Source organism: Microbacterium sp. Z12_35, from assembly GCF_058310475.1.
In genome coordinates this window covers 1994919-2020803 of sequence record NZ_JBZEGJ010000001.1, presented here as the reverse complement: position 1 = coordinate 2020803, position 25885 = coordinate 1994919, and the positions used below count along the sequence as shown (strand labels likewise).

General features: G+C 69.0%; 19 protein-coding genes. 14 read left to right on the top strand and 5 right to left on the bottom strand.

All coding sequences use genetic code 11. The annotated features are described in order from the left end of the window. The first annotated feature begins 105 nt into the window (after positions 1–105). From xylA to AC4FS1_RS09675, 4 genes are read left to right on the top strand one after another with little or no spacing between them, the layout of a single operon-like run. Positions 106–1296, top strand: a complete 1191-nt coding sequence (gene xylA, locus AC4FS1_RS09690; protein WP_491154544.1) for a xylose isomerase — start codon at positions 106–108, stop codon at positions 1294–1296. Then, the gene (xylB, locus tag AC4FS1_RS09685) at positions 1296–2693 is read left to right on the top strand and encodes a xylulokinase (RefSeq protein ID WP_491154542.1); all 1398 of its coding nucleotides are present in this window, start codon (positions 1296–1298) and stop codon (positions 2691–2693) included. Before xylA ends, xylB begins: the two co-directional genes overlap by 1 nt. A gap of 41 nt (positions 2694–2734) precedes the next feature. After that, a complete protein-coding gene (locus AC4FS1_RS09680) occupies positions 2735–3430 on the top strand; it encodes a ThuA domain-containing protein (RefSeq protein WP_491154540.1) in 696 nt (231 codons plus the stop codon). Further along, the gene (locus AC4FS1_RS09675) at positions 3409–4518 is read left to right on the top strand and encodes a Gfo/Idh/MocA family protein (protein ID WP_491154539.1); all 1110 of its coding nucleotides are present in this window, start codon (positions 3409–3411) and stop codon (positions 4516–4518) included. The genes AC4FS1_RS09680 and AC4FS1_RS09675 overlap by 22 nt, the downstream gene beginning before the upstream one ends. Before the next feature lie 12 nt (positions 4519–4530). Here AC4FS1_RS09675 and AC4FS1_RS09670 read toward each other — a convergent pair whose 3' ends face one another. After that, complete coding sequence (locus AC4FS1_RS09670; protein WP_491154538.1) at positions 4531–5562, bottom strand: LacI family DNA-binding transcriptional regulator; 1032 nt, start codon at positions 5560–5562, stop codon at positions 4531–4533. A 236-nt stretch (positions 5563–5798) separates the two neighbouring features. Here AC4FS1_RS09670 and AC4FS1_RS09665 point away from each other — a divergent pair, with 236 nt between their 5' ends. From AC4FS1_RS09665 to AC4FS1_RS09620, 10 genes are all read left to right on the top strand, one after another. Continuing rightward, positions 5799–7154, top strand: coding sequence for an ABC transporter substrate-binding protein (locus AC4FS1_RS09665; protein WP_491154537.1), 1356 nt, complete (start codon positions 5799–5801; stop codon positions 7152–7154). Positions 7155–7232: 78 nt separating this feature from the next. Further along, positions 7233–8174, top strand: a complete 942-nt coding sequence (locus AC4FS1_RS09660; RefSeq protein WP_491154535.1) for a carbohydrate ABC transporter permease — start codon at positions 7233–7235, stop codon at positions 8172–8174. Continuing rightward, positions 8171–9055, top strand: a complete 885-nt coding sequence (locus AC4FS1_RS09655) for a carbohydrate ABC transporter permease (protein ID WP_491154533.1) — start codon at positions 8171–8173, stop codon at positions 9053–9055. Before AC4FS1_RS09660 ends, AC4FS1_RS09655 begins: the two co-directional genes overlap by 4 nt. A 43-nt stretch (positions 9056–9098) precedes the next feature. After that, positions 9099–10610 (top strand): arabinosylfuranosidase ArfA, encoded by a 1512-nt coding sequence (gene arfA, locus AC4FS1_RS09650; protein WP_491154531.1) that lies wholly within the window; start codon positions 9099–9101, stop codon positions 10608–10610. A 16-nt stretch (positions 10611–10626) separates the two neighbouring features. Then, positions 10627–12975 (top strand): glycoside hydrolase family 3 N-terminal domain-containing protein, encoded by a 2349-nt coding sequence (locus AC4FS1_RS09645; RefSeq protein ID WP_491154529.1) that lies wholly within the window; start codon positions 10627–10629, stop codon positions 12973–12975. Further along, positions 12972–13937 (top strand): sugar phosphate isomerase/epimerase family protein, encoded by a 966-nt coding sequence (locus tag AC4FS1_RS09640; RefSeq protein WP_491154527.1) that lies wholly within the window; start codon positions 12972–12974, stop codon positions 13935–13937. The genes AC4FS1_RS09645 and AC4FS1_RS09640 overlap by 4 nt, the downstream gene beginning before the upstream one ends. Before the next feature lie 40 nt (positions 13938–13977). Next, complete coding sequence (locus AC4FS1_RS09635; RefSeq protein ID WP_491154525.1) at positions 13978–15693, top strand: dihydroxyacetone kinase family protein; 1716 nt, start codon at positions 13978–13980, stop codon at positions 15691–15693. After that, a complete protein-coding gene (locus AC4FS1_RS09630) occupies positions 15690–16178 on the top strand; it encodes a ribose-5-phosphate isomerase (protein WP_491154523.1) in 489 nt (162 codons plus the stop codon). Before AC4FS1_RS09635 ends, AC4FS1_RS09630 begins: the two co-directional genes overlap by 4 nt. Then, positions 16175–17125, top strand: a complete 951-nt coding sequence (locus AC4FS1_RS09625) for a 3-hydroxyacyl-CoA dehydrogenase family protein (protein ID WP_491154522.1) — start codon at positions 16175–16177, stop codon at positions 17123–17125. The genes AC4FS1_RS09630 and AC4FS1_RS09625 overlap by 4 nt, the downstream gene beginning before the upstream one ends. Positions 17126–17510: 385 nt before the next feature. Beyond that, positions 17511–20267 carry an alpha/beta hydrolase gene (locus AC4FS1_RS09620; RefSeq protein WP_491154520.1) on the top strand — a complete coding sequence of 919 codons (2757 nt, stop codon included), beginning with the start codon at positions 17511–17513 and terminating at the stop codon, positions 20265–20267. Between the two features lie 58 nt (positions 20268–20325). On the opposite strand, the gene AC4FS1_RS09615 is transcribed toward AC4FS1_RS09620, so the two are convergent. From AC4FS1_RS09615 to AC4FS1_RS09600, 4 genes are read right to left on the bottom strand one after another with little or no spacing between them, the layout of a single operon-like run. Next, entirely contained in the window at positions 20326–22662 is a 2337-nt protein-coding gene (locus tag AC4FS1_RS09615; protein ID WP_491154518.1) for a beta-xylosidase/alpha-l-arabinosidase, read from the bottom strand. Between the two features lies 1 nt (position 22663). Continuing rightward, positions 22664–23530, bottom strand: coding sequence for a carbohydrate ABC transporter permease (locus AC4FS1_RS09610; RefSeq protein ID WP_491155692.1), 867 nt, complete (start codon positions 23528–23530; stop codon positions 22664–22666). Between the two features lie 5 nt (positions 23531–23535). Then, the gene (locus AC4FS1_RS09605) at positions 23536–24555 is read right to left on the bottom strand and encodes a carbohydrate ABC transporter permease (RefSeq protein WP_491154516.1); all 1020 of its coding nucleotides are present in this window, start codon (positions 24553–24555) and stop codon (positions 23536–23538) included. A gap of 2 nt (positions 24556–24557) precedes the next feature. Then, positions 24558–25850: an ABC transporter substrate-binding protein gene (locus AC4FS1_RS09600; RefSeq protein ID WP_491154514.1), complete on the bottom strand. Its 1293-nt coding sequence runs from the start codon at positions 25848–25850 to the stop codon at positions 24558–24560. Between the last annotated feature and the right edge of the window lie 35 nt (positions 25851–25885).

Sequence of the window (25885 nt, the reverse complement as noted above, 5' to 3'; positions counted from 1 at the left end):
TTTGTTGCCGCGCCGGTAAAAGGGGGCGCGCGAGGTGTGTTGACGGGTCGAGGATGCGGCGATAGGTTGTGTACGGCAACATTTTTCGACGACGAAAGCGACACCATGGCCAGCCCCACCCCCGCGGACAAGTTCTCCTTCGGTCTCTGGACCGTCGGCTACAACGGCACCGATCCCTTCGGCGGCCCCACGCGCCCTCCCCTCGACGTCGTCCACGCCGTGGAGAAGCTCGCTGAGCTGGGCGCCTACGGATTGACCTTCCACGATGACGACCTCTTCGCTTTCGGCTCCACGGATGCGGAGCGTCAGACCGAGATCGATCGCCTCAAGGGTGCGCTGTCCGACACCGGACTGATCGTGCCGATGGTTACCACGAACCTCTTCAGTGCTCCGGTCTTCAAGGACGGCGGCTTCACCGCCAACGACCGGCAGGTCCGCCGGTTCGCCCTCCGCAAGGTGTTCCGCCAGCTCGATCTCGCTGCCGAGCTGGGTGCGAAGACGTTCGTCATGTGGGGCGGACGCGAGGGCGCTGAGTACGACTCGTCCAAGGACATCCGTCAGGCCCTCGAGCGCTACCGCGAAGCGGTCAACCTCCTCGGCGACTACGTCACCGACAAGGGCTACGACATCCGCTTCGCTATCGAGCCGAAGCCGAACGAGCCGCGCGGCGACATCCTGCTGCCGACGCTGGGCCACGCGATCGCCTTCATCGACTCGCTCGAGCGCCCGGAGCTGGTGGGCGTGAACCCCGAGGTCGGTCACGAGCAGATGGCAGGCCTGAACTTCGCCGCCGGCATCGCCCAGGCGCTGTACCACGGCAAGCTCTTCCACATCGACCTGAACGGGCAGCGCGGCATCAAGTACGACCAGGACCTGGTGTTCGGCCACGGCGATCTGCACAACGCGTTCGCGCTCGTGGACCTCCTCGAAAACGGCGGTCCCGGCGGCGTGCCCGCGTACGACGGACCCCGTCACTTCGACTACAAGCCCTCCCGCACCGAGGACGAGAAGGGCGTGTGGGAGTCGGCCTCGGCCAACATGCGCACCTACCTCCTCCTCAAGGAGCGTGCCGCCGCTTTCCGTGCCGATCCCGAGGTGCAGGAGGCGCTCGCCGCCGCCAAGGTCGACGAGCTGTCGACGCCGACCCTCAACGAGGGCGAGAGCTACGACGACTTCCTCGCCGACCGCTCCGCCTATGAGGACTTCGACGCGTCGGTGTACTTCGGTGGCAAGGGCGGCGGGTTCGTGCGCCTGCAGCAGCTCGCGACCGAGCACCTCCTCGGCGCTCGGGGCTGATGCCCCTCGTCGCGGGCGTCGACTCCTCGACGCAGTCGTGCAAGGTCGTCATCCTCGATGCCGACACGGGGGTGCTCGTCCGTGAAGGGCGAGCAGCACACCCCGACGGCACCGAAGTCGATCCGGAAGCGTGGTGGACCGCCCTCCAGACCGCGATCGCGGACGCGGGCGGATTCGACGACGTCGCGGCGGTGTCGGTCGCCGGGCAGCAGCACGGGATGGTGGCGCTCGACGCGGCGGGGCGCGTCATCCGGCCCGCTCTGCTGTGGAATGACACGCGCTCCGCGCAGGCCGCCGCCGACCTCGTGGCCGAGGTGGGTCCGGATGCCTATGCGGCGCGCACGGGCATCGTGCCCGTGGCATCCTTCACGGCGACGAAGCTCCGGTGGCTGCGGGATGCGGAGCCGGACAACGCCGCGCGTGTGGCCGCGGTCGCGTTGCCTCATGACTGGCTCACGTGGCGCCTGCGCGGGTTCGGGCCGGAGAATCCGCGGCTCGACGCCCTGACGACCGACCGCTCCGACGCCTCGGGCACGGCGTATTGGGGCGCGGACGGGTACGACCGTGAGCTGCTCGCCATCGCCCTCGGACACGATGCCGTCCTGCCGACGGTGCTCGAGCCCGGCGAGAACGCCGGAACGACGCCGGGCGGGGTGCTCGTCGGCCCCGGTGCCGGTGACAACGCCGGAGCGGCGCTCGGGCTGGATGCGGCGCCCGGCGACGTGGGCGTCTCGATCGGCACCTCCGGCACGGTCTTCGCCGTCACCGATCGCGCGGTGGCCGATCCGACCGGCACGGTCGCCGGCTTCGCGGACGCCGCCGGCGGATACCTGCCCCTGGTTGCGACGCTGAACGCCGCGCGCGTGCTCGACGTCACCGCTCGCCTCCTCGGTGTGTCGCACGAGGAGCTCGCCGCCCTCGCCCTGCAGGCCGAACCCGGTGCCGGCGGCGTCGTGCTCGTCCCCTGGTTCGAGGGGGAACGAACCCCGAACCTGCCGAATGCGCGCGCATCGCTGTCGGGTCTGTCGCTCGGCAACACCACACGCGAGAACCTGGCCCGTGCCGCTGTCGAGGGGATGCTGGCCGGCCTCGCGACCGGGCTGGACGCGATTCGCGGGCTCGGCGTCACCGCCGAGCGTGTGCTCCTCGTGGGGGGCGCGGCCCGCAGCGAAGCGGTCGCCCGTATCGCTGCGCAGGTCTTCGATGTTCCCGTCGCCGTACCGGCTCCCGGGGAGTATGTCGCCCTGGGAGCGGCGCGTCAGGCGGCGTGGACGTTGACGGGCACCCGGCCCTCGTGGCCGGTCGTCCTCGAGCGCGACGCCGCATCCGATCCTCGTCCCGAAGTCCGCGCGGCCTACGATGCGGTCGCCGCGGCACGCGCGGCCGACGCGCGCTGAAGGCGGCCGCACCGGGGACGGCCCCGCGGAGGAGGAATGACATGAGAAACGCCCTGGTCGTCCGAGGTGGATGGGACGGGCACCATCCCCGCGAGGCCACCGACCTCTTCCTCCCCTTCCTCGAGGAGTCGGGCTTCCAGGTGCGCGTGGAGGAGGGCAACGAGGTCTACGCCGATGCGGAGGCGATGGCCGACACCGATCTCGTCGTGCAGTGCGTGACGATGTCATCCATCTCCGATGAGGCCTTCCGGGGGCTCCGCGCCGCGGTCGAGAACGGGACAGGCCTCGCCGGCTGGCACGGCGGAATCGCCGACTCCTACCGGGCCACCACCGACTACCTCCACCTGATCGGCGGCCAGTTCGCCACCCATCCGGGGCGACGGCCGGACGAACGGCCGGGGGACGAGCGCGACAATTTCCTGCCGCACCGGGTGGAGATCACCCCGGCGGGTCGCGCGCACGAGATCACCGCAGGGCTCGACGATTTCGCGCTCGACACCGAGCAGTACTGGGTGCTGCACGATGATCTGATCGACGTGCTCGCGACCACGACGCATCCGGTGCGCCCCTATCACCCGTGGCATCGTCCCGTCGTGAGTCCCGCGGTCTGGACGCGCGAGTGGGGCGCCGGCCGCATCTTCGTCGCCACACCCGGTCACAGCCTCGATGTGCTCCGCGACCCGAACGTGCGCACCATCATCGAACGGGGGATGCTGTGGGCAGCCCGCACCGCGTAGGCATCGTCGGGCTCGGAGTGATCTCGCGGCAGTACCTCGAGACCCTCACCGGAAGCGGCGCCGTGCGGATCGCTGCCGTGGCGGACCTGGACCCCGCCCGCGCGCAGGAGGTCGCCGCGGCCGTCGCCGGCGCCGAGGCCCTCTCGGTCGGGGACCTCATGGCCGACGAGTCGGTGCAGACCGTGCTCAACCTCACGATCCCCGCCGCGCACGCCGACATCGCCCTCCAGGCGATCGCTGCCGGCAAGGACGTGTACGGGGAGAAGCCGCTCGCGGTGGATGTCGCGCAGGCCCGCACCATGGTGGATGCCGCCGCACGCGCGGGACGCCGGCTCGGCAGCGCCCCCGACACCGTTCTCGGCACGGGCGTGCAGACGGCCCGGGAGGCCGTCGACTCCGGGACGATCGGCCGCCCTGTGGCGGCCTCGGCCACCTGGGTGGCGCCCGGGCACGAGCACTGGCATCCGGCGCCCGACTTCTACTACGCGCCCGGCGGTGGCCCGCTCCTGGACATGGGTCCGTACTACCTCACGAGCCTGGTGCACCTGCTCGGGCCGGTGAGCACGGTCACGGGCGCCGCGAGCCGCACGCGCGCCGAGCGGACGATCCGCACCGGTTCCCGTGCCGGTGAGACCATCCCCGTCGCGGTGGACACACACGTGACCGGCATCCTCCAGCACACCGGCGGAGCGGTCTCCACGGTCGTGATGAGCTTCGACGGCGGCGGCACCGCGGCCCCGCCGATCGAGGTGCACGGCGAGCAGGGATCGATCCAGGTTCCCGACCCCAATCTGTTCGACGGCGTGGTCCGTCTGCGTCGCGTCGGCGACGCGGACTGGAGTGACGTGGCACCATCCGCCGGGTACGCCGAGGCCGGGCGTGGGGTCGGCCTCATCGACTTCGTCACGACGGAGACCCCCCGGGCAGACGGCGCCATGGCGATGCACGTCCTCGAGGTGATGGAGGGCCTTCTCCGCTCGGCGGCATCCGGCGAACGGATCGCCATCGCCTCCACCGTCCGTCGGCCGGCTCTCGTTCCGCTCACCCCGCGGGACCGATGGCGGGGCGTGTCGGCGGTTCCCGCCTAGGAGCGGCGCCGTTCAGGCGTCGACGCTCGGAAAGCCCGTCGACTCGCGCGCCACGACGGTGTACTCCGGCTGCACGGTGCGTGGCGATTGCCGCGGTCCCTTCTCGGCGATGCGTTCGAGCAGCAGATCCACGGCGATCTCCGCGATGCGTTCCTTCCCCGCATCCACGCTCGAGAGGGACGGCACCGAGAAGCGGGCTTCATCGATGTTGTCGAATCCCAAGACCGCCACGTCATCGGGGACGGACAGATTCTCGCCCGCGAGCGCGCGCAATGCACCGAGTCCGAGGGTGTCGTTGAGGGCGAAGACGGCGTCGAACGCCACGCCGTCGGCGATCATCTGGTGCACGGCTTCGGCACCGGCGGCCCGGGTCCAGTGCAGGACGGGCCGGATCAGTGCGGGATCCTCCGCGACTCCCGCGGAGCTGAGAGCCTCGCGGTATCCGCGGAGACGCAGGCTCGCCGAGCTGGGCTCCCCGTCCGCGTCCTCGCTGCCGCCCAGGAGGGCGATGCGACGCCGGCCGATCGACAGCAGGTGTTCCACGCCCGCCCGCGCGGCCTCCGTGTTGTGAATGGCGACGTGGTCGGTCGGACCTCCGAAGATGCGATCGCCGAGGAGCACGAGCGGGTAGCCGACGTCCAGCACGGCTGCATCGCCCTGGCCCAGGCGCACCGGGCTGAGCAGCAGGCCGTCGGTGAACCGGCGCCGCCCCCCGGACACCGCCAGCAGCTCCGCCTCGCGGTCGCCGTTCGTCTGCTCCACCACGACGCCGAGGCCTCGCGCTTCGGCGGCGCGGATGATGAAATCGGATAGCTCCGCGAAATAGTTCTCGCGGAGCGCTGGCACGGCGAGGCCGATGATCCCCGTCCGTCCGGAGCGCAGGCCCTGGGCGGAGGCGTTCGGCCGGTATGCCAACTGCTCGATGGCTGCCTCCACGCGGCTGCGGGTGGCGGGCCGGACGTGCGGGTAGTCGTTGATGACGTTCGACACCGTCTTGATGGACACCCCCGCGAGGCGGGCGACGTCATGCATCGTCGACCCCATCGATCCCCCTCACGCCCTGTAGATCCCCACTCTATGGGTTGCGGTGACGGCCCCCGATCACCGTCCGGCCGCCGGTGCGCGGCCGATGCGAGCGGGCTCTTGACACTGGCGAGCGGCGCGCCATAGTGTTCCTACAACGTTGCTTACAACGTTGTATATGTCCGGTATTCCGGACGCCGTTCGCGCACGAGCGTTCCTGCTTGACAAAGAGGTCTTAGCATCCGAAAGGAAATCCCGTGAAGACAAAGCCGGTCTTTGCTGCCAGCTTCACCGTCCTGCTCGCGGCCGCCCTCGTCTCCTGCACCGGTGGCGGAGACGGCGACACCGCCGGCGGCAACGACGCCACCAACTGCACCAACACGATCCCGAAAGAGGATCTGCCCGTCGTCACGATGTGGGCCTGGTACCCGAACATGGAGCTCGTCGTCGACAACTTCAACGAGCAGAACGACGAGGTGCAGGTCTGCTGGACCAACGTCGGTCAGGGCGGCGACGAGTACGACAAGTTCCAGACCGCGATCACGGCCGAGACGGGGGCCCCGGACGTCATCATGATCGAGGCGGATCGCATCCCGACCTTCCAGATCCAGGAAGCGATCGTCGACATCAGCGACTACGGCTACGAGGACGTCAAGGACGACTACAGCGAGGGGGCCTGGAAGGACGTCTCCGTCGGTGACGGGGTCTACGGCGTTCCCGTCGACGGCGGTCCGATGGGCATGATCTACCGCGCCGACGTCTTCGATCAGTACGGGATCACCCCGCCCACCACGTGGGCCGAGTACGAAGCCGCCGCGCAGACCCTCAAGGATGCCGGAGGACCGTTGTTCGGCGACCTGGGTGCCAACGTCCCGGCTTCGTTCATGGCGCTGCAGTACCAGGCCGGAGCCCAGCCCTTCACCTACGACTCGGATTCGCCCGAGACCATCGGCATCACCCTCAACGACGACGCGTCGAAGAAGGTGCTCGACTACTGGGCCGGGCTGGTGGAGAAGGGCCTCGTCGGCACGCAGGACCAGTTCACCCCCGAGTACATCTCCGGTGTCATCGGCGGCGACTACGCCACCTACATCTCGGCGGCCTGGGCGCCGGGATACCTCACCGGCGCGGGTGTCGGCGAGGGGCAGGACGCGGGGGTCTGGAAGACCGCCCCGCTGCCGCAGTGGGACACCAGCAATCCCGTGTCGGTCAACTGGGGTGGATCGGCCTTCTCGGTCACCAGCCAGGCCAGCAACCCCGAGCTGGCGGCGAAGGCCGCCTTCGGCCTCTACGCCGACGAGGCGTCCCTCACCGACGGATGGCAGAACCAGGTCATCTTCCCGCTGAACCTCAACGCGCTCAACTCCCCCGAGTTCGTGGACTACGAGGTGCCGTTCTTCGGGGGCCAGCAGGCGAACAGGGAGGTGTATGTGCCGGCGGCGAACGCCTACGAGGGCATGACCTACACGCCGTTCGGTCAGTACTACTTCGACGCCTTCACCGAGCAGTTGGCGGCCATCAACGAGGGCTCGGTGTCGGGTTCGGAGGCCGCCGACCAACTGCAGGAGGATGTCGTCGCCTACGCCGAGGAACAGGGCTTCACCGTCGAGTGAGTCGCTCCGCGTGGGCTGGTCCGCACACCGGGCCCGCCCACGCGGCGTCGCGTCCATCCGCTTCCCCGGAGGAACCCCATGACCGTTGATCTGGCGCAGAGCGCCACCAGTGCCGATCCCGCGCCCGCCCGGCGTCCCCGACGCCGAGGCCGGCAGTCGCTCGTCGGCTGGAGCTTCGTCGGACCGTTCGCGATCGTCTTCCTCGCGTTCCTCGTCGCGCCCCTGCTTTTCGCGCTGTACCTGAGCCTGTTCCAGAACCAGCTCATCGGGGGCACCCGGTTCGTGCTGTTCGGCAACTACGTCAAGGCGTTCACGGACGCCAGCTTCCTGGGCGGGATCTGGTTCGTCCTGCGCTTCTCGCTCGTGCTGATCCCCCTGCAGATGGCCATCTCGCTGGCCGTCGCGCTCATCCTCGACATCGTGACCGGACGGTTCGCGCGGTTCTCCCGGCTCATGGTGTTTCTCCCCTACGCGATCCCCGCCGTGATCGGTGCGCTGATGTGGGGCTTCCTCTATAGCAAGAGCTTCGGTCCCCTGGCGGAGCTGTTCGGGATGTTCGGGCTCCCTGGTCCCGATTTCCTCAGCCGCGACCTGATCTTCTTCGGGCTGCTGAACATCGTCATCTGGCAGTGGGCCGGTTATTACATGATCATCCTCTACGCCGCGCTCCAAGGGATCGACCCCACTCTGTACGAGGCGGCGCGCATCGACGGGGCCAGCCAGTGGCAGATCGTGCTGCGCATCAAGATCCCCCTCATCGCGCCGGCGCTGGTGCTCATCCTGGTGTTCGCGCTCATCGGAACGTTGCAGTTCTTCAATGAACCACAGATCCTCCGCTACCTGGCGGCGGGAGCCATCTCCGCCGACTTCACCCCCAACATGTACGCGTATCAGCAGGCTTTCGCCCTGGCGAACTACAACTACGGTTCGGCGATCTCGTTCGCGCTGGGCGCCGTGGTGTTCGTATGCGTGTACCTCTTCATGTTCATCACGCGTAAGCGGGGGAGCTTTCTCTCATGACCACGGCAGTCGACCGATCACGCCGCTCGGCCACGCGCCGGCAATTCCTTCCGCTGCAGATCCTGCTCGGCTTCCTCGTGGTCTACTTCCTCATCCCGTTCTGGTGGGTGATCGTCAACAGCTCCAAGACTGCGGCCGGCCTGTTCGGCGGGGGGAGCGCGCTGTGGTTCGACGACGTCATCGACTACGCCGGGAACATCTCCCAGCTGTTCACGTTCCAGGACGGCATCTACCTGCGGTGGCTCGCGAACTCGGCCCTCTACGCCTTCGCCGGCGGTCTCGGCGCCACCGTGCTGGCCGTGGCCGCCGGATACGGATTCGCGAAGTACCGCTTCGCCGGCCGGCGGGTGAGCTTCGCGATTCTCCTCGGGTCGGTGATGGTGCCCACGACCGCGCTGGTCATCCCGACCTTCATCATGTTCTCCGAGCTCGGGCTCACCAACACCATCTGGGCCGTCATCCTGCCCACCCTGCTGAACCCGTTCGGGGTATACCTCATGAACGTGTACGCCCGCGATGCCGTGCCGGATGAGCTGTTGGACGCCGGCCGGGTCGATGGGGCGAGCGAGTTCCGGATCTTCGTCCAGGTCGCTCTGCCGATGCTGCGCCCGGCGATGGTCACGGTGCTGCTGCTGTCGATCGTGGCCTCGTGGAACAACTACTTCCTGCCCCTGGCGATGCTCTCAGACAATCGGCTCTTCCCCGTCACGGTCGGAATCGGTCTGTGGCAGGGGATAGCTTCGGCCAACAACTCCGGGGGAACCTCGCTGTGGAGCATCATCATCCTCGGCTCGCTGGTCTCCGTCATCCCGCTGGTCATCGCCTTCCTCACCCTGCAGCGCTACTGGCAGGGAGGGTTGTCGATCGGCAGCCTCAAGTGACCCACACCGCGTCACCCGCCACCCCTCTTCCGGAAAGAAAAGCATGACCTCTGCACGCGTGACCATCGACCCGCACTTCGTCGTGGGAGCCGTCGACCGGCGGCTGTTCGGATCGTTCGTCGAGCATCTGGGCCGTTGTGTCTACGACGGGATCTTCGAACCCTCCCACCCCTCGGCGGACGCGGAGGGCTTCCGTTCGGATGTTCTCGCCCTGGTTCGCGAGCTCGGGGTGTCGACGGTCCGCTACCCCGGTGGGAACTTCGTGTCGGGATACCGGTGGGAGGACGGGGTGGGTCCTCGCGAGGAGCGACCGCGACGTCTGGACCTCGCGTGGCACTCGACCGAGACGAACGAGATCGGATTGGACGAATTCGCGCGGTGGTCAGCCAAAGCGGGCAGTGACGTCATGTACGCCGTGAACCTCGGCACCCGTGGCGTGCTGGAGGCCCTCGACGTGCTCGAGTACGCCAATCTCCGATCCGGGACGTTCTGGTCGGACAAGCGGGTCGAGAACGGAAATCCCGAGCCGCACGACATCCGCATGTGGTGCCTCGGCAACGAGATGGACGGTCCGTGGCAGCTCGGCCACAGCACCGCCGAGGAATACGCGAGCCTCGCCGCGAAGACCGCGAGTGCCATGCGCCAGGTGGATCCGAACCTGCAGCTGGTGGTCTGCGGCAGCTCTGGCGCGCAGATGCCCACGTTCGGTGAGTGGGAGCGCGTCGTGCTGGAGCGGACCTACGACGACGTCGACTTCATTTCCTGCCACGCGTACTACGAGCCGAAGAACGGCGACTATGCGAGCTTCCTCGCCTCGGCCATCGACATGGATCGTTTCATCGACACCGTCGTGGCCACGGCCGATCACGTCAAGGCGGTGCGCGGCAGCGAGAAGACGATCGATATCTCTTTCGACGAGTGGAACGTCTGGTATCAGTCCCGGTACAACGACGTGGAGAAGATCACCGACGTCGAACAGTGGCCGGTGGCCCCTCGGCTGCTCGAAGACGCCTATTCGGTGGCCGACGCCGTCGTGGTCGGCAGTCTCCTGATCTCCCTTCTCCGCCACGCCGACCGCGTGAAGTCCGCGAGCCTCGCCCAGCTCGTCAACGTCATCGCCCCGATCATGACCGAGCCCGGCGGCCCGGCCTGGCGCCAGACGACCTTCTTCCCCTTTGCGCACACAGCGAGGCTCGCGCGGGGGAACGCGTTGGAAGTGCGCCTGGAGGCGCCCGAGTACGACACGGCCCTGTACGGCACGGTCCCCGTCATCGACGCGGTGGCCACCCATGACCCCGACAGCGGAGAGACGACGCTCTTCGCGGTCAATCGCAGCCTCGAGGAGGAGATCACGCTGGATGTCGACGTGACGATGCTCGGCGCGGTCGAGGTGCGCAGCGCCGTCGGCATGCACGACACCGATATGCACGCGGCGAACACCCTCGAGGACCGTGAGCGCGTCGGCCTCCAGGACATCGCCACCCGGCGGGTCGACGACCGCACGGTGGCGCTCACGCTTCCGCCCGTGTCCTGGGTCGCCGTGACCCTGCGCTGACGGCGGGGGCGACACGATGGCGGATTCGCAGACCGACGACCGAACGACGGCGGTGCCTCGGTGGCGGGATGCCGCGGCCGACCCCGACGCCCGGGTGGAGGCCCTCTTGGCGTCGATGACCCGGGCGGAGAAGGTCGCACAACTCGGGAGCCACTGGGAGGACACGCGCGACGCCTCCCAGATCATCGCTCCGATGCAGGACGTCCTGGCCCGGGGCCGACAGCCGTTCGAGGTCGCCGCCGCCTCCGGAATCGGCCACCTGACGCGCGTCTTCGGCACGACCCCCGTGCCGCCGCGCGAAGGCATGCAGAAGGTCCGCGCGGCGCAGGACTTCCTCCGCAACCGGACGCGGCTGGGCATTCCCGCCATCGTTCACGAGGAGTGTCTCACCGGCTTCACGACCCTCGGGGCGACGGTGTATCCCACCCCCCTGGCGTGGGCGGCCACCTTCGACCGAGAGCTGGTGGCCGAGATGGCACGAGCGATCGGCGATGACCTCCACGCGGTCGGGGTGCATCAGGGGCTCTCTCCCGTGCTCGACGTCGTGACGGACTATCGCTGGGGCCGTGTGGAGGAGACACTGGGCGAAGACCCCTTCGTCGTGGCGACCCTCGCGACCGCCTACGTGCAGGGCCTCCAGGGAAGTGGGGTGGTCGCGACGCTCAAGCACTTCGCCGGTCACGCGTCTTCTCGCGGCGGGCGCAACCACGCGCCGGTCTCCATGGGCGAGCGCGAACTGCGCGACCTCGTGCTCCCGCCCTTCGAGATGGCGGTACGGACCGGCGCCGTCGGCAGTGTCATGAACTCCTACACCGAGACCGACCGCGTCCCTGCGGCGGCTGACCGCTGGCTCCTCACGGATGTCCTCCGGGGCGAGTGGGGATTCCGGGGAACCGTCGTGTCGGACTACTGGGCGATCGCCTTTCTCACGTCCAAGCATCGGGTGGCGGCATCGATGGCTGATGCCGGCCGGCTGGCCCTCCACGCCGGCATGGATGTCGAGCTGCCCGACACGTCGGCGTATACCCAGCTCGGCACCGACGACCCGGATCCCGGCCGGACCGAGACGGAGATAGACATCGCCGTACGGAGGGTCCTTCGGCAGAAGCTGGATCTGGGGCTCCTCGACGAGGGATGGGTGCCGGCTGAACCGCAGCCGCACGACCTCGACAGCCCCCGGAACCGGAGCGTGGCGCGACGCCTCGCGGAGGAATCGGTCATCCTTCTGGACAATCCCGAACGTGTCCTGCCACTGTCCCCGTCCACGGGCCGCGTGGCGGTCGTCGGACCCGGCGCGCGCGACCCCCGCGTTCTCCTCGGCGCGTACTCGTACCCGATCCATGTGCTGCCGCGCCATCCCGAGTTCGGGCTCGGCATCGCCGCGCAGACCATCGCGGAAGCGGTGGCCGACGCCCTCCCCGACGCGGAGGTGGTCGCCGAGGGCGGGACGCCGCTCGTCGACGCGCCGGGCGACGGAGACCTCGCACGGGCCGTGTCGGTCGCTCGCAATGCCGATGTCGCGCTGGTGGTGGTGGGAGACCGGGCCGGGATGTTCGGCCGGGGCACGTCGGGCGAGGGATCGGACGCGCCGGATCTTGAGCTTCCCGGTCACCAGACGCGCCTGGTCGAGGAGGTGCTCGCCACCGGTACGCCGGTCGTTCTCGTCGTGGTGTCCGGCCGGCCCTACGCCCTCGGGCGGTTCGTCGGACGCGCCGCAGCGATCGTGCAGGCGTTCTTCCCCGGGGTGGAGGGGGCGGGGGCCATCGCGCGCGTGCTCGCGGGACAGGTCAACCCGTCCGGGCACCTCCCGGTTCAGGTTCCGCACACCGCCGGGGCCATCCCGCACACCTACCTGGCCCCGCCGCTGGGACAGGACGGCGACCGCATCAGCAATCTGTCGATCGCCCCGGCCTTCCCGTTCGGTCATGGCCTCTCCTATACCGAGTTCAGCCTGGGCGACCTCGCGGTCGACGCCGCGGAGGTGGATGTGGCAGGCGCCGTGCACGCGATCGTCGATCTGGTCAACACCGGCGATCGCGACGGCGCCGTCGTGGTGCAGCTGTACGCGGGCGACCCCGTCGCCCAGGTCACGCGGCCGGTGGCGCAGCTGGTCGGCTACGCGCGTGTGGCGCTGGCCGCCGGCGAGCCCGCGAGGGTGACCTTCACCCTCTCCGCTGATCGCTTCTCGTTCACGGGGCTCGACCGGCGCCGCATCGTCGAGCACGGCGCGATCGACCTCTTCGCCGGGCTCTCGCTCGCGCGGACGACGGAGCCGGTGCGGATCACGCTGACCGGCGGCGTCCGCGTCGTCGGGGATCCGATCCTGGACACCCCTGTTCGCATCGAGAGGAAGACCGACGGATGACCGCATGGACGGCTGAGACGTGGCCTATCGCCGCAGCTGCGCTTCCTTTTCCTGGGACGCTGCGCGACGGCACGGCCGTGACGGATGCCGATGCCGAGGTCTGGGCGGCAGATCTGACCGAGATCGCCGATGCCGGGTTCGACATGCTCGATGTCACGGACTCGTGGGTGAGGCTGGCCGACCTCTCGCCGGGCCGGCTTTCGGAGTTCGTCGCCACCGCGACCGCGTGCGGCGTCGAACCCGTCTCGCTCTCCGCGATCCGGCGGAGCGTGATCGACCCGGCCCATGGCGTGGAGAACCTGGCGTACAGCCATCGGGTGATCGAGGCCGCCGCATCCGCGGGCATCCGCACGGTGTCCTTCGGGTTGCATCGCCCGCTGACGCCGGCGCAGTCGGCACAGCTGTGGTTCTGGACGGTGGAGGGACCGCACGACGACCCCGCGGATTGGAACCTCGCGGTGGCGCGACTGCGGGAGCTCGGCGCCCACGCCGAGGAAGCCGGCATCCTGATGTCCCTCGAAATGTACGAAGACACCTTCCTCGGCTCGGGAGATCTGGCCGTGCGCCTGGTCGAGGAGATCGGCCTGGACAACGTCGGGCTCAACCCCGACATCGGCAACCTCATTCGCCTCCATCGCCCGGTCGAGCGATGGGAGGAGCTGGTGGAGAAGACCCTGCCGTATGCGAACTTCTGGCACGTGAAGAACTACGTCCGCGACGAGGACGTCGCCGGCGACTTCTACTTCGCGGCCCCGTCCCCGCTGTCGTCGGGGGTCATCGACTATCGGTGGGCCTTCCGATATGCCCTCGAGCAGGGGTTCCAGGGCGTCATCTGCCTGGAGAACTACGGCGGTGACGGCCTCAGTGTCTGCGCCGAGAACCGCGATTACCTGCGCAGGTACGTGCTGCCCCGCCGCGAGGGCCATGCGCGCGGCACCAGTCGCGTCCGCCAACTGCAGTGACACCCAGGCGAGAGACAGGGCCAATGCGAGGGAGACACCCATGACGCGTATCGCCAACCACCCCGACGACTTCGTCTCGGAGGCGCTCGAAGGATTCGTGGCCGCGAACGCCGGCGTCGTCCGCGCCGTCGACGGCGGAGTCGTCCGCGCGGTGCCCCCCGAGGAGGGGTCGGTGGCCGTGGTCGTCGGCGGCGGCTCCGGGCACTACCCGGCGTTCGCCGGTGTCGTCGGGCCGGGGATGGCAGCGGGCGCGGTGTGCGGGAACATCTTCACGTCGCCCTCCGCCGGTCAGGCGTATCGCGTCGGCCGGGCAGCAGACGCCGGCGGGGGAGTGCTGTTCTCCTTCGGCAACTACGCCGGCGACGTCCTGAACTTCGGCGAGGCGCAGGATCGTCTGCGCAGCGAAGGGATCGACACCCGCACGGTGCTCGTCACCGACGACATCGCGAGCGCCCCGATCGAGGAATGGACGGCGCGTCGCGGTATCGCGGGCGACTTCGTGGTCTTCAAGGTCGCGGGAGCCGCGGCCGAACGCGGCGACGACCTCGACGAGGTCGAACGGCTCGCACAGCTCGCGAACTACCGCACGCGGTCGCTGGGTGTCGCATTCGGCGGCTGCACGTTCCCCGGCGCCGAGGCGCCGCTGTTCACCGTGCCCGACGGCATGATGTCGATCGGTCTGGGCATCCACGGCGAACCCGGCATCCGGGACGTCCCGCGGACAGGGTCGCGCGATCTCGCCCGGCAGTTGGTCGAGCAACTTCTCCCAGATGCTCCGGACAACCGCGGCGACCGTGTCGCGGTGCTCGTCAACGGGCTCGGCACGGTCAAGTACGAGGAACTCTTCGTCCTGTTCCGCGACGTCGCCGCGGTCCTCGAGGGCGCCGGCCTCACGATCGTTCAACCCGAAGTGGGCGAACTCGTCACGAGCCTGGACATGGCCGGCGCGTCGGTGACTCTGGTCTGGCTGGACCACGAGCTCGAGCCGCTGTGGGCGGCGCCGGCGGAATCCGCGGCCTACCGGAAAGGCGCGGTGGCCTCCGGGCGCGTGGTCGCCGGCGCCCCCGCCCGGGCAACCGCGGAGGATCCGGCCGAGGTCGTGGCCGAGGCATCCCCCGCTTCGCAGGCCGCGGCCGCGGTGGCGGCGCGTCTGCTGGGCGTCGCCCGCGACGTGGTCGCGGCTCACGCCGAGGAACTGGGTCGTCTGGATGCTTTCGCCGGCGACGGCGACCACGGCGTCGGGATGCGGACGGGGACCGAGGCTGCCTTCACGGCCGCCGACCCCCGTCGCGGTATCTCGCGGATGCTGTCGGACGCCGGCGACGCGTGGAGCGAGAAGGCCGGGGGTACCTCGGGGGCGCTGTGGGGCGCGATGCTCCGCGCGGTGGGAGCGGCCTTCGCGGCCGATGACGTCGACGCTCGCGACACGATCGCCACGGCGGCCACCGCAGCCCTGCGGGTGGTGCGAGCTCGGGGAGGCGCGCAGGTGGGAGACAAGACGATGGTCGACGCGATCGACCCGTACGTCCGGGTGCTCGGCGAGCGGCTCCGAGACGGCGCGGCGATCACCGATGCCCTGGCGGCCGCCGCCGAGGCGGCCACCTCCGCCGCGGAGGGGACGGCCCCGATGCGGCCGGCCCTCGGCCGGGCCAGACCCCTGGCGGAGAGGAGCGTCGGTCACCCGGACCCGGGTGCGACATCGTTCGCGCTGATCGTCACGGCGATCGCACATGACGGAAAGGACGGATCGCGATGAACGAACCTCTGCGCATCGTCGTCGGAAGCGACGATGCCGGATACGAGTACAAGACAGCGCTCAAGGCGCTCCTGGAACAGGACGACCGGGTGTCGGAGGTGATCGACGTCGGCGTCGGCAGCGACCAGGACACCGCGTACCCGCATGTCGCGGTGGCCGCGGCCCGGCGCGTCGCGGCGGGCGAGGCCGACCGGGCGGTCCTCGTCTGCGGCACGGGTCTCGGGGTCGCCATCTCGGCGAACAAGGTCCCCGGCATCCGGGCGGTCACGGCGCACGACTCGTACTCGGTGGAGCGCAGCGTGCTCAGCAACGATGCCCAGGTGCTCACGATGGGACAGCGGGTGATCGGCCTGGAGCTTGCCAAGCGCCTCGTCTCGGAATGGCTCGGATACCGCTTCGACCCGACGTCCGCGTCCGCGGCGAAGGTGGCCGCGATCGAGGAGTACGACTCCTCCGGCGGCGACGCGACCGGAGAAACCGCATGAGCCGCGTGGCGATCATCGGAAGCGGGTACATGGGCGGCGGCATCGCGCAGGTGTGCGCGATCGCCGGCCACACCGTCACGATCACGGACGCGACCGCCGAGATCGCCGAGGCGAACCTCGCCCGTCTCGTCGCCGAGGCCACCGACTTCGAGGGGCAGGGGCTCTTTCCCGCCGGCGCATCCGCCCTCGTGGCCGCGAACGTCACAGCTGCGCCCGACATCGAGTCCGCCGTGGCGGAGGCCGACTTCGTGGAGGAGGCGGTCCCCGAGCGCCTGGAACTCAAGCACGAGACCCTGGCGCGCATCTCCCGCGCGACGGCCACGGCCGTGATCGGCAGCAACACGTCGACGATCTCGATCAACCGTCTGGCGACGGCGGTGGAGCGGCCCGAACGCTTCGTCGGGGTGCATTTCTCGAACCCCGCGCCCTTCATCCCGGGGGTGGAGATCATTCCGCACGACACCACCGGCGACGAGGCGATCCGCCTTGCGATGGAGATCGTCCGCAGCACCGGCAAGACGCCGGCACGCGTGCGCGATGCCACGGGGTTCGTCCTCAATCGCCTGCAGTACGCCCTGTTCCACGAGGCGACGCAGCTGGTGGAGGAAGGAGTGGCCTCGGTGGAGGACATCGACGCGATCGTGCGGTCGACCTTCGGCTTCCGGATGCCGTTCTTCGGTCCTTTCGCGATCGCCGACATGGCGGGTCTCGATGTGTACGCGTTCTGCTACCGGTCGCTGCAGGAGGATTTCCCCGAGCGTTTCGCCACCCCGCAGATCCTCCAGGACAACGTCGATCACGGCCGCTTGGGTACGAAGAGCGGCGGCGGATTCCGCGAGCTCGACGCCGACCGCATCGCGGAGCTGATCGCCTATCGCAACCGTGCCTACGTGCGGATGTCGGAGCTCCTCGCCGAGCTCGGCCCCTCCCCGTTCGACCGGGACTGAGCCGCGCTCCGCCGCGTGTCCCGACCGGTTTGCGGGGATCCCCGCCCGGTCGGGTGTGCGGCGCAAAGAGCTTTGGGGCGCGCAAAGTGCTTTGGGGCGCGCCGCGACGCGCCCCAAAGCACGAAATCTGCCCCGAAACCGACGCGCCCTGCGCCCCATCCTGCGAAGGGCGGCCGGGTGCGCCCCCGCTGTCTTCACAACGTTGCAGATTGCCTCTTGACCGCGCCCGGCGGCCCTGCGAGAGTGTCGGCGTACGGCATTTACGACGTTGTAAATCCTCCCGTAGGACGCCGGCGTCGTCGATTCCGTTCCCCCCAACCGGCTCGCGCGAGCTCTCTTCGTGGTGCCCGCACCGGGCCGGGCACGTCACAGAGATGAGGAATCGATGGAGATCACATCCGAGAGCCGGGATTCGCGCCGGACCCCGAGAGCGCGGCGGGCGGTGGCGCTGCTCACGGCGGCGGTCGTCGCCCTGGCGGGCCTTGCCGCGTCGGCCCCCGCAGCCGCGGCCGAGCCGTGGATCGCCGTGCAGGATGACGGCTACCTTCGCATCGCCGTGCCCAATGCCGCGGTGGAGGAGGCCGTCGGCCCGGTGTCGCAGGTGGTCGTGGAGGGCAACTTCGGCCCCTCGCACAACTGGGCGCAGATCGGTCTGCAGCGCAGCGGCGCGAACTGGACGGCGACCTACGGCCCGTTCGAACCGGGCCTGTACTACTACCAGGTCACCGGCGACGACAGCAAAGTCCTGAAGGACACCAGCAACCCCACGTCCGTCGCATCCGAGCCGGAATGGAGCACGTTCTTCATTCCGGGCGAGTCAGCTGCGCTCCTCGCCGATGCGCCGGAGGAGGCCGGTACCATCCAGACCCTGAACTACGACAGCTCGGTGGCCGATGAGGAGCGCGAGGCTCTCGTCTGGGTGCCGCCGACGTACCAGCCCAAGGGGAAGAAGTTCCCGGTGCTCTACCTCCAGCACGGCGGCGGTCAGAGCTACCGCGATTGGGTGGAAGTCGGGCGTGCCGAGCAGATCCTCGACAACCTGTGGCTCTCCGGCCGGCTGGCGGACATGCTCGTCGTGATGGGGAACGGCAACGTTCCCGACTTCTCGGCGGAGCTCCTCGACAACATCGTTCCCGCGGTGGAGGACACGTACAACGTGGCCCCCGGAAAGAAGAAGCGGGCCCTCGCCGGCCTGTCGATGGGCGGCGGGCAGACCTTCGAGGTCTTCAGCGAGCACCCGGGTGAATTCGGCGCGATCGGCACCTTCGGCGCCGGCCGCTTCGGCGATCTGGACGACATCCCCGTCAAGAAGATGAACAACCGCACCGACCTGTTCCGCGTCTATGTGGGGAACAAGACCGACGTCGCCTACAACGACGTCTTCGACTCGTTCCAGAAGTTCGACGCGCTCGGTCTCGAGTACCAGTTCGACGGGGTGAACCCGGATGCCGGGCACAACTGGAACGCGTGGCAGGAGAACCTCATCGACTTCGCCCCGCGCCTGTTCACCGCGACCCCCGGCGATCCCGGCATGAGCGAGGGACACCTTCCGCTCACCGAGCGCTTCGAGCCCCCGGCCCCTGGCACCACGCCGACGCCGTGGGTCACCGATGACGGCTACGTCACGTTCGAGACGACGACCGAGTTCGCCGACGCCGAGTACGTCTCGGTCTGGGCGAACTGGGCACCGGGTGGGAGCTGGCTGCGCGTGGAGATGACCAAGGTCGGTGACCGCTGGCGCGCCACGGTCGGTCCGCTGGAGCAGAAGTTCTACCACTACCGTTTCATCGTCGACCGCCAGGCCGTCAAGGACACCTCGAACCCGACCTCCGTGACGTCGGAGCCCGCGTGGAGCACCTTCCTCGTCCCGGGTGAAGGGTCACGCCTCCTTTCGGACGTGCCGGCCGGTTCCGGCGGCGATCTCGACGTCATGTCGTACCAGAGCAGCGTCGCCGGCCAGGAGCGCAGCGCCTACGTCTGGACGCCTCCGGGCTACGACGCCGACCGCGCCGAGCCCTATCCGCTGTTCGTGCTCAACCACGGCGGCGGACAGAGCTGGACGGACTGGGTGGAGGTCGGGCGCGCGCGCCAGATCCTCGACAACCTGTCCCTCGACGGCAGCATCCAGCCCATGGTCGTCGTCATGCCCAATGGCAACGTCAACGACTATCCGAGGGAGTTGCTCGAGAACGTCCTACCGGTGACCGAGGAGCGCTACAACGTCAGCCAGAACCCCGTCAAGCGCGCCCTCGCCGGACTGTCAGCCGGTGGGGCGCGGACGGTGTCGGTGCTGAAGGCGCACCCGGGTGAGTTCGCCTACATCGGAACCTTCGCGGCCGGTTTCGGCGGCACCGCCGGTGTCGACGCAGAGGCGATCAACGCCGGCACCGAGCTCTACCGCCTGTACACCGGAGACATCACCGATTTCACCTACGGCTCGGTGATGAGCTCGCTGCCGGTTCTCGACCAGCTCGGGATCGACTACGAGTTCGCCGGTGTCACCGTCGGCCCGCACGGATGGGATGTGTGGCAGAAGAACCTCATCGACTTCGCGCCGCGTCTGTTCCAGAACGCACCGGCTGACACCGTCCGACCCGAGGCGACGCTCACCGCGCCCACGACGGCTGGGCCGTTCGGTGCCGTGGATCTGCGCGTGGAGGCGTCGGATCTCGGTGGTCTGGAGCGCATCGTGGCGAACGTCTATCAGGGCAGCACGCTCGTCAAGAGCACGCAGTCCGCGATGAACGGCGCCGAGAGTGGGACGCATTCGGCGACGGTGACGCTGGCGTCGGGTGCGTACACGGTGCGGTACAACGCGCAGGACCGGGCAGGCAACATCTCCCGGACCGGCACCTTCGCGTTCACCGTCGACGTGGACGCGCCCGCCGCGACCGTGAAGGATGGCGCGGAATTCACCGTTCCCACCGGAGCGACCTACGACGTCCTCAGCTACAAGCTGCACGACGCCGGCGGTGTGGACAAGGTCGTCATCAACGGGCAGACCAAGGACCTCACGAACAATGCGTGGTCGGATGTCAACTTCCTGCGTCCCGGCACCTTCGGTGCGGTGCAGGGGGAGAACACGATGGTCGTCTTCGACGTGGTGGGCAACACCACGACGTACACGTTCGTCCTGAATTGACCCACACGCCGATGCCCTCCCCCGCAGCCGGCGGGGGAGGGCATCGGCGTGTCAGGCCTCAGACGGTCCCTGCGGCGATCGGCACGTCGTTCGACTGGCCGATGCTCGCCGCGACCGGCCGGAGAGTCGCCGTGGCGAGCCGCGCGTCAGCGGCGGTCACGGGGTACACGCTTCCGGTGATCTCCAGGGATGCTTCGACATCGCGCTCTGCGCAGGACGGTCCCACCCACAGCTCGACGCGGCCGGGCTCGACGATGCGGCGCCCCGTGCGGTCTGTGAAGGCCAGTCGCGCCGTCGGCACCCGGAAGGTCACCCGGGTGGAGGCGCCCGGTTCCAGCGTGACCCGTTCATAGGCGAGCAGCTGCGCGACGGGCCGCGTCATGCTGCCGATCACGTCATGACCGTAGAGCTGCACGACGTCGGCCCCGGCCACCGAGCCGCTGTTGCGCACCGTCACCGCGACGGTGACGTCGTCCCCGGCAGCCACCTCGGCATCGGCGGCGAGGTCGGAGCGTTCGAAGGTCGTGTAGCTCAGCCCATGGCCGAAGGGCAGGACCGGTGTGGGATCGGCACTGGTCACGCCGCTGCGGCCACCGAGCGGCGGATGCAGGTAGGTGTAGGGCTGTGCGCCGGCCGACCGGGGGAGCGAGACGGGAAGCCGGCCCGAGGGGTTCACCCGGCCCGACAGCACCGCCGCGACCGCGTCGGCCCCCGCTTCACCGGGGAAGAACGTCTGGAGCACCGCGGCGGCGGCGTGCGGGCCCGACAGTGCCCATCCGATGGCGTACGGGCGCCCGGAGAGGACCACGAGCACGACGGGCGTGCCGGTCTCCACGACCGCCTCCACGAGTTCCCGTTGGAGCCCGGGCAGCTCGAGATCGTCGACGTCGTTCCCTTCGCCGACCGTGCCACGGCCGAACAGCCCGGCGCGGTCCCCGACCACGACGACGGCGACGTCGGCCTCGCGCGCGGCGTCCACCGCCGCGGTGATTCCCGAACGATCCGACCCCTCCACCTCGCACCCCGGAGCCGAGTCCACAGCGGCACCCGGGAACTCGCGGCGTACGGCCTCGAGAATCGTCGGGATCTCGATGCCGAGCGGAACCCCGGGGTGGTGCGCGAGCACGTGGTTCGCGAACGAATAGCAGCCCATCAGCGCTTCGGACGAGTCGGCGTTGGGCCCCAGGACGGCGATGCGGGGCGCCGCCGCGGTCAGCGGAAGGGTCTCGTCGTTGGCGAGGAGGATGACCGACTCCGCCGCGAGGCGGCCCGCGATGTCGCGATGCCGCGGAGAGTCGAGGTCGACCGAAGCCGGCGGCTCGGCGAAGGATTCGTCGAGGAGTCCGAGCCGCTCCTTCTGCTCCAGGACCCGGAGGACCGCGCGGTCGAGGAGGTCCTCGTCCATACGGCCGTCGCGGATGCGCGCGAGCATCGGCTCGGCGAACGCATCGGCGGTGGGCAGCTCCACGTCGATACCCGCCTTCAGGGCGAGCTCTGCTGCTTCCCCCAGATCACCGGCGACGGCATGGGTGGAGTGCAGGAACGCCACGGAGAAGTAGTCCGAGACCACCACTCCCTCGAATCCGAGGTCGTCGCGCAGGAGCTCGTCCAGGTAGGCGGGGCTCGCGGCCACGGGCTCGCCGTCGATCTCGGCGTACGAGTTCATGACCGACCGGGCGCCTCCGTCGCGCAGAGCCATCTCGAACGGCGGCAGCAGCACGTCGGCGATCTCGCGGGGTCCGGCGTGCACCGGCGCGTGATTGCGCGCCGCCTGAGAGGCGGAGTAACCCAGGAAGTGCTTGAGCGTGGCATCCACGCCGGCCTCCTGCAGCCCGCGGACGTAGGCGGTCCCGATCGTCCCGACGACGTACGGGTCCTCGGCGATGCACTCGTCGACACGGCCCCATCGCGGGTCGCGGATCACGTCGAGCACGGGGGCCAGACCCTGGTGGATGCCGAGCTCCCGCATGGATCCGCCGATCACCTCGGCCATCTCCGTCACGAGCGCCGGGTGGAAGGAGGCCCCCCACGCGAGGGGAGTCGGGAAGGTCGCGGCCTTCCACGCGGCGAGCCCGGTGAGGCACTCCTCGTGGACGATCGCGGGAATTCCCAGACGGGTTTCCGCGACCAGCCGGCGCTGCTCCTTCCACAGCCAGCCCGCTCGCTCGACGGGGTCGACCGGCCGGGTCCCGTATACGCGGGTGAGGTGCCCGAGGCCGTGCGTGGTGGCATCGGCGTACTTGGTCGAGGTGACCATCTCGTCCGCCAGCGGCGCCACGACCTCGCCGCCCTGGTCGACCCAGTAGCCGACCAGCTGAGCCGCCTTCTCCTCGACGGTCATCCGCGCCAGCAGCGCGCGCACGCGCGCCGAGGACTCCGTACCTGACGGTGACATGTCAGCCTTTCACTGCGCCGGTGAGTCCGCCCACGATGCGCCGCTCGAACAGGCTGAAGAACAGCAGAGCGGGAAGCATGGACAGCGACGTGAACGCCAAGACGCGAGCGGTGTCCACGGAGTATTGCGAGGAGAACGCCTGCACACCCAGGGGCAGGGTGAACGCGGCCTCGTCGTTGAGGATGAACAACGGGAGCAGGTAGGCGTTCCAGCTGTTGACGAAGGCGAGGATGCCGACCGTGATGACGCCGGGCACGGCCAGGGGCAGCACCATGCGCCAGAAGAACCCGAGGCGACCGCATCCGTCGATGTAGGCGGCCTCCTGGATCTCGTCCGGGATGGCCCGCAGGAACGGCACCAGGACGATCACGGTCACCGGCAGGGCGAACGCGATCTGCGGCAGGATGATGCCGGGCAGGGTGTTCATGAGCCCGAGGCTGCGCACCACGATGTACAGCGGCGTGATCGCGACGGTGATGGGGAACATGAGACCCGACGCGAAGAGGGCGTACAAGCCGCCCCGGCCCCGGAACCTGTACCGGGCGATGACGTAGCTGGCCATGAGGCCGAGCCCGACCGCGCCGACGGTCGTGGCCAGTGCCACGATCGTCGAGTTGCCCACCTGCGTCCAGAACTGGCCGCTGGTGATGACGGTGACGTAGTTCTCCAGGTTCCACGGGCTGGGGAACCCGGCGGGGTCGACGGTGATCTGCGAGTTGGTGCGGAAACCGCCGATGATGATGTAGATCACCGGCCCGAGCATCACGGCGATGACGACCAGGGCGACGAAGTAAACGACCGGGTTTCCCCACGGCAGGCTCTGCCGGGTGCGGGACGACGGCTTCGCGCGGCCCGTGGTGATGGCCATGGTGGTCATTGGGGGGCGCCCTTTTCTGTGATCGCTCCGTCGGTATCGCGGCGGAGCACGAAGCGCTGGTAGAACAGCGCCACGACGAGGGAGATGACGAAGATCACGACGGCCACGGCGTTGCCGTACCCGAAGTTGCCGGAGTTGCGGCCCGTGGCCACCATGTAGATCGCCATCGTGTTCGTCCCCGCGACGGAGGACACGTACTGCCCCCAGATGATGTAGACGAGGTCGAACAACTGCAGGGCGCCGATGATGGACAGGAACGCCCAGATGCGGAGCGTAGGCGCCAGCAGGGGGAGCGTGATGCGGCGCTGGATCTGCCAGTAAGAGGCGCCGTCGATCGCAGCCGCTTCGTTCAGCTCGTCCGGGATTCCCTGGAGACCGGCGAGGAAGAGGATGACGGCGAAGCCGATGTACTTCCACGTCAGGATCGCCATCAGCGTCCAGATCGCAATCGACGGATCAGCGAGCCAGTCGGCCCGGAGGAATCCGAGCCCGAGGTTCTCGAGCGCGCCATTGGCGGCACCGTTCGTGGCCAGCAGCAGGCTGAAGCCGGTGCCGACGACGACCTCGGCGATGACATACGGGACGAAGATCAGCACGCGGATGATCGACTGGCCCTTCATGCGCCGGTTCAGCAGCAGCGCCAGCAGGATCGCGAGCGGACCCTGCAGCACCAGCGACATGACGACGATGAAACCGTTGTGCAGGAGGGCCTGCTGGAAGTTGGGGTCACTGAAGATGACGATGTAGTTCTGCAGGCCGACGAAGTCGGTGGCGGGGCCGAAACCCGCCCAGCGGAAGAAGCCGTAATAGGCGGCCATGATCACCGGGAGGATGACGAAGCCGACGAAGAAGATCACGGCGGGGCCGGCCATGAGGAGCACCTCGAGGCGCCCTGACCAGCCCAGCCCACGTGGGCGCCGGCGGTCTCGCGGCACGGACGGGGGCGGCGTGCCGCCGCCCCCGTCGTGCTGCGCGAGATCGGAATCGTCCGTTGAGGACATCTCGCGGATGGACATACTCAGCCCTGCGCACCCGCCGTGTTGACCGTCTGGATGAACTCGTCCGGCGAGCTGTTGCCCGCGAGCATGTCGACGACCGCCACGTTGAGTGCGTTGCCGACGTTCTGGCCCAGGACCGTGTCGAGCCACTGCGAGACGAACGGGGCCTCGTTGTAGGCCGCGAGGATCCCCTGCAGGTAGGGCTCGGTGACGGCCTCCTGTGCGACCGAGTTCACGGGCGGCGACTGGAATGCCTGGTAGTACTTCGTCTGCTGGTCGGCGCTGGCGACGAAGTTGAGGAAGTCGGCGCATTCCTCAGGCGCCTGCGCGGAGCACGAGTATCCGTCGAGGCCGCCCATCAGCGAACCGGGCGCACCCTCGCCACCGTCAACCTCGGGGAACGGGAACCAAGCCAGGTCGGGGAGCGGCTTCTCATCCGGGGTCAGCGAGGCGATCACGCCCGGGTCCCAGGCGCCCATGAGCTCCATCGCGGCCTGACGGTTCGCGATGAGGCCGGCCGAGCTGCCCGCGCCCTGCTGGGGCTCGGTGGTGAGGAATCCCTCGTTGAAGGGGTCGATCGCAGCGAAGTCTTCCAGGTCTTCGGCGGCGCGCATCCAGCACTCATCGCTGAAGTCCTTCGTATCGCCGGTCTCTTCGATGACCTCCTGGCTGCACTCGCGCAGCGCGAAGAAGTAGTACCAGTGCGCGGCGGGCCATGCGGCCTTCGCGCCGAGGGCGATCGGGGAGATGCCGGTCGTCTTGAGTTCCTCCACGGCCGTCTTCAGCTCGTCGACCGTGGTCGGGTTCTCGGCGATCCCCGCCGCGTCGAACGCATCCTGGCTGTAGAAGAACCCGCCGGGCAGCACCGACAGCGGCATCGCCCAGACCTTGTCCTCGTAGGTCTCGGCGTCGAAGGCCACCTCGGAGATCTCGTCGTGCAGGTTCTCGTCGATGAGATCGGTCAGGTCCATCAGCTGGCCGGCGTCGACCATGGCCTCCATTTTGCCGCCACCACGCTGGAGGAAGATGTCGGGCGGGTCGCCCGCGTTCAGGGCCGTCTGCAGCTTGCCGTCCAGGTCCTCGTTCTGGACCGACTGCATCTTGATCGTGACGCCCGGGTTGTCCTCCTGGAACGCTTCGATCGCGTCCGCCCAGAACTGCTTACCCGGTCCGGTCGTCGAGTTCTGCCAGAGCGTCATCTCGACGTCGCCGTCGCCGCCTCCGCTCGACGATCCGCCCCCTGAACACGCGCTCAGAAGGAGCGCTCCCGCTGCCAGAGCCGCGGCCCCCGCAACTAGCTTTGTGGACCTCATGTGATCACCTGTCTCTTCATTGAGTGGCGCCCCCG